This is a genomic window from Shewanella halifaxensis HAW-EB4, from assembly GCF_000019185.1.
Lineage (GTDB): Bacteria > Pseudomonadota > Gammaproteobacteria > Enterobacterales > Shewanellaceae > Shewanella > Shewanella halifaxensis.
In genome coordinates, this window is sequence record NC_010334.1 from 3,931,388 (window position 1) to 3,942,562 (window position 11,175).

The following is an 11,175-nucleotide window of genomic DNA, read 5'->3' on the forward strand; positions in this document are numbered from 1 at the left end:
CGACCCAATGATGAGGCTGTATGCTGAATAAACTTCGGGCATTAGCCCATCATCCGCGCTCGAAAATGGTGCTAGCCTACGCGGCTGGCGCCACTACCGCGCTTTCTTTTGCCCCCTACTCTATCTGGCCGCTCTATCTTATTGCGCTGGCTTTTGTCATTCATCAAAGCACAGCTTTGGCCCCGAAGCAAGCTTTTGGCTATTGGCTAAGTTTTGGCTTTGGCTGCTTCTCTGTTGGTATTAGCTGGGTCCATGTCAGCATGGATGTCTATGGCGGTATGCCGCTTATCGCCTCTATCGCTCTGATGGCCCTGCTAGCCCTATACTTAGCGCTTTACCCTGCGCTGACGGGCTATTTAACTCAAAAGCTTGCGCCAAAAACATCTGTCATTCGTAACTTGCTTGTATTCCCTGCGCTGTGGACCATTACCGAATGGGCGCGTGGCTGGGTGCTTACAGGCTTCCCATGGTTATGGGCAGGATACAGTCAAACAGAAGGACCACTCAAGCCTATCGCCTCTATGTTTGGCACCTTAGGCCTAAGCTTTATTGTTGCCATGCTAGCAGGCGCTATCGCGCTATTGGCCGTTAAACGTTGGCAAAGCCTTGCAATAGCGATTCCTGTGCTTGCCGCGCTGACAGTTGTCGCACCTATGACCTCACAAGTTACGCCAAACGGTGAAACCATCAAGGTCGCGCTAGTACAAGGTAACATCGCTCAGAGCATGAAATGGGATCCTGATGCGCTGTGGCCAACCATGCTCAAATATATGGATCTTTCGCGCCCTGAACTTTCTGCGGACCTGATTATCTGGCCAGAAGCGGCAATCCCCGCTCCAGAATATATGGTGAAAGATTTCCTTTATAACGCTAACAAGGTCGCCAATCTAAACAATACCGCCATCATCACAGGTATCATCAGTAACCATGGCGACGCTTTCTATAATTCGCTGATAGTGCTGGGTAACTACAACCATAAACAGCAATCAGAAGCCGACTATTTAGGTGATGGTGATAATGAATTTAAAAAACACCACTTATTACCTATCGGTGAGTTTGTGCCTTTTGAATCACTCCTGCGCCCACTCGCACCTTTTTTTAATTTACCAATGTCCTCTTTTGCGAGAGGTGATTTTATCCAGCCTAACCTCAACGCGGTAGGCCACCAAATTTCACCCGCTATCTGCTATGAAATAGCCTTTCCTGAACAGCTACGCGCCAATATGAATGATCATACCGACCTGTTGATGACAGTCTCTAATGATGCCTGGTTTGGTAGCTCAAATGGTCCTTTGCAGCATATGGAGATTGCGCAGATGCGCTCGGTAGAACTGGGTCGACCGCTAGTGCGCGCCACCAACAACGGCGTCACAGCGGTTGTCGATGAGAAGGGTAATATCACCCACCAGCTTCCACAATTTGAAGCGGGCGTACTGGTTGCAGATATTCAACTGATGAAAGGGCACACTTTATTTACAACTTTCGGCCAGTGGCCAGTGCTGATATTAAGCTTTTTAATTGCTTTAGCCGCGATGATTAGAAAAAAAATACAGCCTCGCTCTTTGCAACTTTAGATATCAACAAACGACAGCCACCACAACGCTCATTTAGGCAGAGTAAAAGGTGGCTGCTAGCTTGTTCATAGCGGCTTGGTCTAGCCGCTATTTTTTTGCCTCAAGTACGCCTATCAATACCATGGCGCCAAACTATGACGCCAAACTAGGGTGCTAGGGCCTCTCGGGTAAACTCGTTATTGTCACATTCTGTACAGTCAGGCAATATGCCAGGGAATTCGATTTTTGACTCATGGCCGCAGGCCGTGCACACCATGGTACCTTGGCCGACAATCTCGCCACTTTCATAATAACCATGATGTTTAAAATCTTGCGCCACCTCATGCCACTCCACTTGGCTGCGATCGGTTATCTCACCCAACCAATGCCATAAAGTGCTCTCAGCCGTGATAACAGTTGGGCTATGACTTAAATCGTGATCATTTTTTTCCTGTAAGAAACTGGCTATGTCACGTTTTAAAAATTGTTCGACTAAAGCGAGCTCATCTTGCTTCGCCTGCTGTTTTATAGCCAAGTATTCTTTACAGGTTTGCATTTGTGCGTACAAACTCTTTACAGTCAATGAGTTATCATCATTGTATTGAGATTGCAATTGGTTAATAAGTGCCTGATATAGCGAAAGTAGCTCAGTACTTTGTTCACTCATGGTAAATACTCCTTCAACGAACCTTTTTAATGACGCACTTCTAGTTTATTCTATGTCGATATCACTCGCGCTGAAATAGCGCTAGATCAAACAATGGGCGGCATAGCCGGAAATAGATTGATGCAAGAGCAATATACTCCTTCAGAAATTGAAGCTAAAGTGCAGCAGCACTGGCAAGACACAAAAACATTTGAAGTTACCGAAGATGCGAACAAAGAAAAGTTCTACTGCCTTTCTATGTTCCCATATCCGTCAGGTCGACTGCACATGGGCCACGTACGTAACTACACCATAGGCGATGTTGTGTCTCGTTACCAACGTCTGCAAGGTAAAAACGTGCTTCAACCTATCGGTTGGGACTCTTTCGGTCTTCCAGCTGAAAACGCCGCTATCAAAAATAGCACAGCGCCTGCGCCTTGGACTTACGAAAACATCGACTACATGAAAAACCAGCTAAAAATGCTAGGTTTTGGCTATGACTGGTCACGTGAAATTGCAACTTGTACGCCAGAATACTATCGCTGGGAACAGTGGTTCTTCACTAAGCTTTATGAAAAAGGCTTAGTGTATAAAAAGACCTCATCTGTTAACTGGTGTCCAAACGATGAAACCGTGCTTGCGAACGAGCAGGTTATCGACGGCTGTTGCTGGCGCTGTGATACTACTGTAGAGCAAAAAGAGATCCCACAGTGGTTCATTAAAATCACTGAGTACGCCGAAGAGCTACTTAACGATCTTGACCAGCTAGACGAGTGGCCAGAGCAAGTTAAGACCATGCAGCGTAACTGGATTGGTCGCAGTGAAGGTATCGAAATGACCTTCCAAGTTGCTGACAGTGACCAGAGCTTTGATATCTATACTACGCGTCCTGACACGGTTATGGGCGTGACCTATGTAGCGATTGCTGCCGGGCACCCATTAGCGGAGCAAGCTGCTATCAATAACCCAGCGTTGGCTGAGTTTATTGAAGAATGTAAAAACGCCGATACCACCGAAGCGGCTATGGCTGCGATGGAAAAGAAAGGTGTTGCTACAGGACTAAACGCTATCCACCCAATTACTGGCAAAGAAGTGCCTATCTGGGTGGGTAACTTTGTACTGATGAACTACGGTACTGGCGCAGTGATGTCTGTACCTGCTCATGATCAACGCGATTACGAGTTTGCTAAGAAGTACAGTCTAAACATCGAAGCGGTTGTTAAGCCTGCTGACGGCGAAGTTGATATCAGCGAAGAAGCTTACACTGAAAAAGGTGTACTGTTTAACTCAGCTGAGTTTGATGGTCTAGACTTTCAAGCTGCGTTCGATGCCATCGACGCCAAGCTTACAGCTGAAGGCAAAGGTAAGCGTCAAGTGAACTTCCGTCTACGCGACTGGGGTGTTTCACGCCAACGTTACTGGGGTGCTCCAATCCCAATGGTCACTTTGGCTGATGGCACGGTTATTCCGACTCCTGAAGATCAACTACCAGTGATTTTGCCTGAAGATGTGGTTATGGATGGTATCCAGAGCCCTATCAAATCAGATAAAGAGTGGGCTAAGACAACCGTTAACGGTCAAGAAGCATTCCGTGAAACAGATACCTTTGACACCTTTATGGAGTCATCTTGGTATTACGCACGTTACTGTAGCCCGCATGCCGATCAAATGCTTGATCCAGCAAAAGCCAACTACTGGTTACCAGTAGACCAATACATTGGTGGCATTGAGCATGCGTGTATGCACCTATTGTATTTCCGCTTCTTCCATAAGTTATTACGTGATTCAGGCTTAGTAAACTCTGACGAGCCAGCTAAACGTCTACTGACTCAAGGTATGGTACTGGCTGATGCTTACTACTACAACAATGAGAAAGGCGCGCGCGTTTGGGTTGCACCATCAGATGTTACCGTTCTAGAAACTGACGATAAAGGCCGTACAGTTAAAGCCGTAGACAGTGAAGGCAACGAGCTGGTTTACACCGGTATGAGCAAGATGTCTAAGTCTAAAAACAACGGTATCGACCCACAAGAGATGGTTGATAAGTACGGCGCAGACACGGTTCGTCTATTCATGATGTTTGCAGCGCCACCAGAGCTAACTCTGGAATGGCAAGAGTCGAGTGTTGAAGGCGCGCATCGCTTTATTAAGCGTTTGTGGAAAACTGCACACGACCACATTGCGACAGGCCCAACAGCAGAGCTAGACGTTAAGTCACTCAACGCCGCTCAAAAAGAGCTACGTCGTGAACTTCATAAGACGATTGCAAAAGTGGGTGATGATATTGAACGTCGTCAGATGTTCAACACCGCTATCGCATCAGTGATGGAGCTAATGAACCGTCTACAAAAGGCGCCATCAGAAACCGAACAAGACAAGGCCCTAATGCAAGAAGCCTTGAATGCTGTTGTCCGTTTACTTTACCCAATCATTCCACATACGTGTTTCGTACTATGGAACGATCTTGGTAACCAAGGTGCAATTGAAGATGTACTTTGGCCTGAAGTTGACGAGTCTGCATTGGTTGAAGACAGCAAGCTAATCATCGTTCAAGTTAACGGTAAACTGCGCGCTAAGATCACCGTTGCAGCAGATGCGAGCAAAGAAGAAGTTGAAACAGCAGGTATGGCCGAAGAAGGCGTGGTTAAACACACCGAAGGTAAAACTGTTCGTAAAGTTATCTACGTACCGGGCAAGTTGCTCAATATCGTGGCTAACTAATCCTTCTCAAACAAGGAAGACAATACAAAGCTTATGCTAATAAAACGCATACTTTTAGCAACCTTGGCACTGAGCATTTTGCTCAGTGCCGGTTGCGGCTTTAGACTACAAGGTAGCTACTCTATCCCTAAGCAGCTACAAACCTTAAGCCTCAGCAGTCAAGACGAATATAGCGAGCTCACACGCCTAGTACGTGAACGTTTGCGTTTGAACAATATAGCCGTTGTTCCACCCGCCTCTGATATTCCAGTTCTGCGGCTCATTAGTGACTCACTAGACCGCTCTACATTGTCAATCTACCCAACAGGTAACGTTGCAGAGTACGAGCTTATCTATCAAGTGAGCTTTGCTGTACAACTGCCACATGCTGAGTCACAACGCTTCGATGTCTCTATTCATCGCGATTATCTCGATGATCCTCGCACTGCATTAGCAAAGAGCCGTGAAATGGAGCTATTGCTAAAAGAGATGCGTATTCAAGCTGCCAACCGAATTATCCAAACATTGGCCGCGACAGAGGTTAATTGATGCGGGTTTACCCAGATCAGTTAGCGCGTCAGCTTTCTCAATTACCACAGTGTTGCCTTATTTTTGGCGACGATCCCTGGTTATGTGAGCAAAGCCGTGCTGTCATCTTTGCTGAAGCTAAGCGCCAAGGTTTTGAAGAGAAGATCCAGCTCACCCAAGAAACTGGGTTTAGCTGGAATGAGCTTTTCGAGCAATGGCAAGCGATGAGCTTATTTTCAAGCCGCCGTATTATCGAACTTACGCTACCACAAGCAAAACCGGGGACTGAAGGCAGTACTATGCTGCAATCGTTAATGCAGATGGATAATCCAGATGTATTGTTGATTTTAACTGGCCCTAAGCTTGCGGCGGAGCAAACCAAGAGTAAGTGGTTTAAAGTACTAGATGCAAAAGGCATTTACGTACCTTGCACGACTCCTGAAGGTGCACAGTTCCAGCGTTGGCTAGATGGACGCATCAACCACTACGGCTTATCAATGGCAAGGGATCCGCGTGAAATGCTATTTGCACTTTACGAAGGTAACTTGTTAGCCGCAGACCAAGCACTGCAGCTATTACAGCTACTGAGCCCAACGGCGCCTATTGATTGCGAACAGTTAAGCCAATACTTTGAAGATCAATCACGCTTCAGTGTGTTTCAGCTAACCGATGCCATGCTGAGCAATCAACAAGATAAAGCCCAGCATATTCTCTCACAGCTTAAAAGTGAGGGAGTAGCAATGCCAATTATCCTGTGGTCGTTATTTAAAGAGCTTACAGTATTATTGCAACTTAAAGCGGCACAAAACAACCCTGAGCCGCTGCAGGGAGTTTGGAGTAAATTACGTATTTGGGATAAACGAAAGCCCATTTATCAAAATGCACTAAACAGGCTTGAATTGACTCATGTTGAAACACTACTTGCTGGCGCATCAAGCATTGAGCTGAAACTCAAACAGCAAGGCATTGAGGATTGGACCGGACTAAGTCATATCAGCTTATTGTTCGACCCAAAATCACATAATAAGCTGGCACATATTGTCTTAGATTGACGATATGAAGAGGTATTTATGAAGGTTGGTATTTTAGGCGGCACATTCGACCCGATACATTTTGGCCATATACGTCCAGCACAAGAGGTCAAACAGCAGCTTAACTTGGATGAGGTTTGGTTGATGCCAAACCATATTCCACCACATAAGCAAAGCACTCACGTTTCCTGCGAAGATAGACTCGCCATGGCACAATTGGTCAGTGATGAGCTGCCCCAGTTTAAAGTCTGTGATATTGAAGCCAAACGCGATAGCCCCTCCTATTCTGCGATGACCTTAGCCCAACTGCGCGAAATACACCCTCAGCACGAGTTCTATTTCATCATGGGTATGGATTCTTTTCTAAATATCTCTAAGTGGTATGAATGGCAAAAGCTATTCAGCCTGTGCCACATAGTGGTCTGCAAGCGCCCGGGCTGGCAACTCGACAGCAACGACCCGATACAAACAACGTTAAAACCTAGACGTAAACTTGCAACGCAAGCCACCGATGGCACTGCGGGCAATATCTTTATCTTAAATGTGGCCGAGCAAGATATCTCCTCTACACAGGTGCGCCAGCAACTCATGCAGGGCCATATACCGAGCGCTGCATTACCCGCTTCTATTCAAGACTACATCCAACACAATCGTCTTTATCGAGGCAACTCTGCAACTAATTCAGATTAAACCGCATTCAAACACAGATATTTCTATGCAGAACTATTAATCTGGATCTGAAATACTGCTATACTATCGCGCTGTCTTAAAATTAATGGGGTACCAGCGTGGAAAGCGCAGAGTTAAAGCAATTTGTAATCGATAAGGTTGAAGACCTTAAAGCAAAAGATATCGTTGTAATGGACATATCTGAGAAATCTAACATCGCCGACTTTATGGTTGTATGTACGGGTAACTCAAAAACACACGTTAAAGCAATCGCAGAGAACCTAGTGGTTGAAGCCAAGCGTGCCGGCCTAAGTATTCTTGGAGTCGAAGGACGTGAGAGCAGCGAGTGGGTTTTAGTCGACCTAGGCGATGTCATCATGCACGTTATGCAAGATCAAACTCGTGACTTCTACCAGCTTGAAAAACTTTGGTCAGAAAAGCCTGAGTAATGAAGATTCAGTTAGTCGCAGTTGGAACCCGCATGCCAGATTGGGTCGAAACAGGTTTCAAAGAATATCAGCGCCGCTTTCCTCGAGATATGGCGCTTGAATTAGTTGAAATCCCCGCTGGCAAACGCGGTAAAAATGCCGATATAGCTCGCATTCTCCAAAAAGAGGGCGAGTTAATGTTGGCTGCGATCCCGAAAGGGAATCATATCGTTAGCTTAGACTTGCCGGGTAAAAACCTTACCACTCCACAGCTAGCAGAGCAGATGAACAAATGGCTACTCGATGGCCGCGATGTTAGCTTGCTGATCGGTGGCCCTGAAGGTTTATCACCTGAATGCAAAAAGGCCGCAGCACAAAGCTGGTGCCTATCTGCCTTAACCCTACCTCATCCATTGGTACGTGTGATTGTTGCCGAAAGCCTTTATCGAGGCTGGAGCATTAACAATAATCATCCCTACCATAGAGAATAATATCGAATCATTATTTGGTTAGTCAGACCTTAACAGGACTAGCACATGTGCTTGGCACCCGTTTTTAAGCAGGAGAGAATGTAAGTGTCCCCAAGAAAGCGCATAACCATGAATGACCATGCAGCCGAGGCGTCGCTGTTTAAACGCCGTGCCCTGTTTACGTTCTTAAGCGTTATTGTCCTGCTAAGCTTGTTACTCGTTAACCTTTACAACCTGCAAATCACCTCCTTTAAAGATTACGAAACTCGCTCTAATGATAACCGTATTCGTGTCGTGCCCGTCGCGCCAAACCGTGGCTTGATCTACGATCGTCATGGGCAGCTGCTTGCCGAAAATCAGCCTTTTTTCTCATTAGAGATGGTGCCCGAAAAAGTTAAAAACGTCAGTGACACCTTAGATGAACTCAGCCTTGTCATCGACTTGTCGGCTGATGAAAAAGAGAACGTAATCGATGCGCTTAAATATCACCGCCGATTTAAGCCTCTGACGATAAAGAATAAACTCACCGAAGAGCAAGTTGCCAAGTTCAGCGTGAACCAACACCGTTTTCCGGGTATTTCAGTTGAAGCGGGCCTAAAACGTCACTACCCATACAATGGCCTAATGACCCATGCACTAGGCTATGTCGGAAAAATCAATAGCCGAGATCAAGACTCACTGGTACGCAATAATTTGTGGGCAAACTATGCGGCGACTAAAGATATCGGTAAGCAAGGTATCGAAAAGTTTTACGAGAGCATGTTACTGGGTAAGCCCGGTCATCTCGAGGAAGAGGTTAATAACCGTGGCCGTACTATTCGTACTCTTAAGTCTGAGCCGCCAATTCCTGGGCAAGATATTTACCTGACCTTAGACTTAAAGCTTCAGCAAAAAGCGATGGAGTTGCTCAATGGCCGACGAGGCTCTGTTGTGGCTATCGATCCTCGTGATGGCGGTATTTTAGCCCTAGTCTCTAGCCCAACATACGACCCAAATCTATTCGTACATGGTATTAGTAGTAAAGCCTATAATGAGCTGTTGAACTCGAAATCTCGTCCACTGATTAACCGTGCAACTCAAGGACAGTATGCGCCTGCCTCTACAGTTAAACCCCACTTAGCTCTACTGGGGTTAGAAAATAAAACCGTGACCACAAAAACCCGTATTTGGGATCCTGGCTTTTGGCAGATCCCAGGGGTTGAGCGTAAATATCGCGACTGGAAACGTTGGGGGCACGGCTGGGTCGATGTCAACAGCGCTATCGTTAGCTCCTGTGATACCTACTTCTACGATCTTGCCTATAAGACTGGTGTTGACGCAATCGCCAACTTTATGCAGCCATTTGGCTTTGGTGAGCGTACCGGTGTGGATATCTTCGAGGAATCAGCAGGGATCATGCCTTCGAAAGATTGGAAGCGTCTGCGTTATAACCAGCCTTGGTATATTGGCGATACTATCTCGGTAGGTATTGGTCAAGGCTACTGGACGACAACTCCTCTACAACTTGCTAATGCCACAGCTATTTTAGCGAATAAGGGCCGCCGCTTTGTACCGCATATGCTCAAATCGATTCAAGATGAAACAGCAAAAATCGATACCCCTGCAGATGAGCTACCGCCCATTGTCTTAAAAGATCCAAAGAACTGGGACATCATCAATGAAGCGATGCGAGATACCGCCCATAAGTCACGCTTCACAGATGCTCGTTACACCGCGGCAATGAAAACGGGTACGGCTCAGGTATTTAGTGTTGCAGAAGACGCGAAGTATGATGCTGACACCATTGATGAGCGTTTACGTGATAACGCACTGATCATTGCTTATGCTCCATACGAAAACCCTAAGATTGTCCTCGCCGTAGTAATAGAAAACGCAGGCTGGGGTGGTGTCAATGCAGGCCCTGTTGCTCGCGCCTTATTAGATGAGTATTTGTTAAGAGATTCATGGGATAAGACATAATGAGTGCACACAACCATCGTCCAAATATCTGGCAACGCCTACACATAGACTTGCCATTATTGCTCGGCCTACTGGCACTCATGGCCTTCGGACTGGTTGTTATATACTCTGCCGGTGGTGAAGATCTCGCCCTGATGGACAGACAACTGTTTCGCATGGGCTTATCGCTAATGGTGATGTTTGCTGTGGCGCAGATTAACCCTGAAGTTCTGAGGCGATGGGCGTTCCCTATCTATATAACAGGTATCATCTTGCTAATCGGCGTGCACTTTTTTGGTGATATCAATAAGGGGGCTCAACGCTGGTTAAACCTCGGTTTTATGGAGTTTCAGCCATCTGAGCTAATTAAGCTCGCCTTCCCGATTACTATGGCTTGGTATATCAGTAAATTTCCCTTACCACCAAAGAAACGATACTTGCTAGGAGCAGGCGTTATCTTACTTGTGCCGACCATACTTATCGCTAAACAACCAGACCTTGGCACCTCAATTCTGGTGGCGGCATCGGGGATTTTCGTACTGTTTTTATCTGGAATGAGCTGGCGAATAGTGGGTGGTTTCATCGGTAGCGTGCTGGCGATGCTACCGGTACTGTGGTTTTTCTTGATGCATGACTACCAACGCACCCGAGTATTGACCTTGCTCGATCCTGAAAAAGACCCATTAGGTGCCGGCTACCACATAATCCAATCTAAGATTGCCATCGGCTCAGGTGGCTTATGGGGTAAAGGTTGGCTACAAGGCACACAGTCACAGCTTGAGTTTTTACCCGAGCGCCACACCGACTTTATCTTTGCCGTCATTGGTGAAGAGTTCGGCCTTATTGGTGCCTTATTACTGCTTTCTCTCTACATTTATGTCATCGGTCGAGGCTTAGTTATTGCTTCTCGGGCACAAACCAGTTTTGCCCGCCTGTTAGCTGGCAGTATCACCCTAACCTTCTTCGTTTATATTTTTGTCAATATCGGCATGGTTTCCGGCCTTTTACCTGTTGTAGGTGTTCCTCTGCCTCTAATCAGTTATGGTGGTACCTCGATGCTGACATTGATGACTGGATTTGGCATCTTAATGAGTATTCATACCCATAGACGCTTTATCGATAGATAGCTTCGAATGTAAACCAATAGATAATTAACCCTCGAAAGCATTATGTCGTCTTCGAATATTCCATGCATAATGCTTTTCGACTATT

Annotated in this window: 10 protein-coding genes; 9 read left to right on the forward strand and 1 reads right to left on the reverse strand. The window is 46.3% G+C overall.

Annotation, left to right across the window (positions count from 1 at the left end):
• Nucleotides 1-20: 20 nt before the first annotated feature.
• Complete coding sequence (gene lnt, locus SHAL_RS16685; protein ID WP_012278296.1) at nucleotides 21-1,574, forward strand: apolipoprotein N-acyltransferase; 1,554 nt, start codon at nucleotides 21-23, stop codon at nucleotides 1,572-1,574.
• Nucleotides 1,575-1,719: 145 nt separating this feature from the next.
• On the opposite strand, the gene SHAL_RS16690 is transcribed toward lnt, so the two are convergent.
• Nucleotides 1,720-2,220 carry a zinc ribbon-containing protein gene (locus SHAL_RS16690; protein ID WP_012278297.1) on the reverse strand — a complete coding sequence of 167 codons (501 nt, stop codon included), beginning with the start codon at nucleotides 2,218-2,220 and terminating at the stop codon, nucleotides 1,720-1,722.
• A 120-nt stretch (nucleotides 2,221-2,340) separates the two neighbouring features.
• On the opposite strand from SHAL_RS16690, the gene leuS reads away from it, so the two are divergent.
• The 8 genes from leuS (at nucleotide 2,341) to rodA (ending at nucleotide 11,090) form a co-directional block, all read left to right on the forward strand.
• On the forward strand, nucleotides 2,341-4,920 hold the full coding sequence (leuS, locus tag SHAL_RS16695) for a leucine--tRNA ligase (RefSeq protein ID WP_041416511.1): 2,580 nt from the start codon (nucleotides 2,341-2,343) through the stop codon (nucleotides 4,918-4,920).
• 33 nt (nucleotides 4,921-4,953) lie between these two features.
• A complete protein-coding gene (locus SHAL_RS16700) occupies nucleotides 4,954-5,448 on the forward strand; it encodes an LPS-assembly lipoprotein LptE (protein WP_012278299.1) in 495 nt (164 codons plus the stop codon).
• Nucleotides 5,448-6,479, forward strand: a complete 1,032-nt coding sequence (holA, locus tag SHAL_RS16705) for a DNA polymerase III subunit delta (protein ID WP_012278300.1) — start codon at nucleotides 5,448-5,450, stop codon at nucleotides 6,477-6,479. Before SHAL_RS16700 ends, holA begins: the two co-directional genes overlap by 1 nt.
• A gap of 18 nt (nucleotides 6,480-6,497) precedes the next feature.
• Nucleotides 6,498-7,148, forward strand: a complete 651-nt coding sequence (nadD, locus tag SHAL_RS16710; RefSeq protein WP_012278301.1) for a nicotinate-nucleotide adenylyltransferase — start codon at nucleotides 6,498-6,500, stop codon at nucleotides 7,146-7,148.
• 98 nt (nucleotides 7,149-7,246) lie between these two features.
• On the forward strand, nucleotides 7,247-7,576 hold the full coding sequence (gene rsfS, locus SHAL_RS16715) for a ribosome silencing factor (RefSeq protein ID WP_012278302.1): 330 nt from the start codon (nucleotides 7,247-7,249) through the stop codon (nucleotides 7,574-7,576).
• Nucleotides 7,576-8,046 (forward strand): 23S rRNA (pseudouridine(1915)-N(3))-methyltransferase RlmH, encoded by a 471-nt coding sequence (rlmH, locus tag SHAL_RS16720; protein ID WP_012156366.1) that lies wholly within the window; start codon nucleotides 7,576-7,578, stop codon nucleotides 8,044-8,046. The genes rsfS and rlmH overlap by 1 nt, the downstream gene beginning before the upstream one ends.
• 84 nt (nucleotides 8,047-8,130) lie before the next feature.
• Nucleotides 8,131-9,984, forward strand: coding sequence for a penicillin-binding protein 2 (gene mrdA, locus SHAL_RS16725; protein WP_012278303.1), 1,854 nt, complete (start codon nucleotides 8,131-8,133; stop codon nucleotides 9,982-9,984).
• The gene (gene rodA / locus SHAL_RS16730; protein WP_012278304.1) at nucleotides 9,984-11,090 is read left to right on the forward strand and encodes a rod shape-determining protein RodA; all 1,107 of its coding nucleotides are present in this window, start codon (nucleotides 9,984-9,986) and stop codon (nucleotides 11,088-11,090) included. Before mrdA ends, rodA begins: the two co-directional genes overlap by 1 nt.
• Nucleotides 11,091-11,175 lie beyond the last annotated feature (85 nt).

Bases quoted from the DNA above. Each gene is read 5' to 3' on its own strand.
- lnt (WP_012278296.1), top strand. From the start codon at position 21: ATGCTGAATAAACTTCGGGCATTAGCCCATCATCCGCGCTCGAAAATG.
- SHAL_RS16690 (WP_012278297.1), bottom strand. From the start codon at position 2,220: ATGAGTGAACAAAGTACTGAGCTACTTTCGCTATATCAGGCACTTATT.
- leuS (WP_041416511.1), top strand. From the start codon at position 2,341: ATGCAAGAGCAATATACTCCTTCAGAAATTGAAGCTAAAGTGCAGCAG.
- SHAL_RS16700 (WP_012278299.1), top strand. From the start codon at position 4,954: ATGCTAATAAAACGCATACTTTTAGCAACCTTGGCACTGAGCATTTTG.
- holA (WP_012278300.1), top strand. From the start codon at position 5,448: ATGCGGGTTTACCCAGATCAGTTAGCGCGTCAGCTTTCTCAATTACCA.
- nadD (WP_012278301.1), top strand. From the start codon at position 6,498: ATGAAGGTTGGTATTTTAGGCGGCACATTCGACCCGATACATTTTGGC.
- rlmH (WP_012156366.1), top strand. From the start codon at position 7,576: ATGAAGATTCAGTTAGTCGCAGTTGGAACCCGCATGCCAGATTGGGTC.
- rodA (WP_012278304.1), top strand. From the start codon at position 9,984: ATGAGTGCACACAACCATCGTCCAAATATCTGGCAACGCCTACACATA.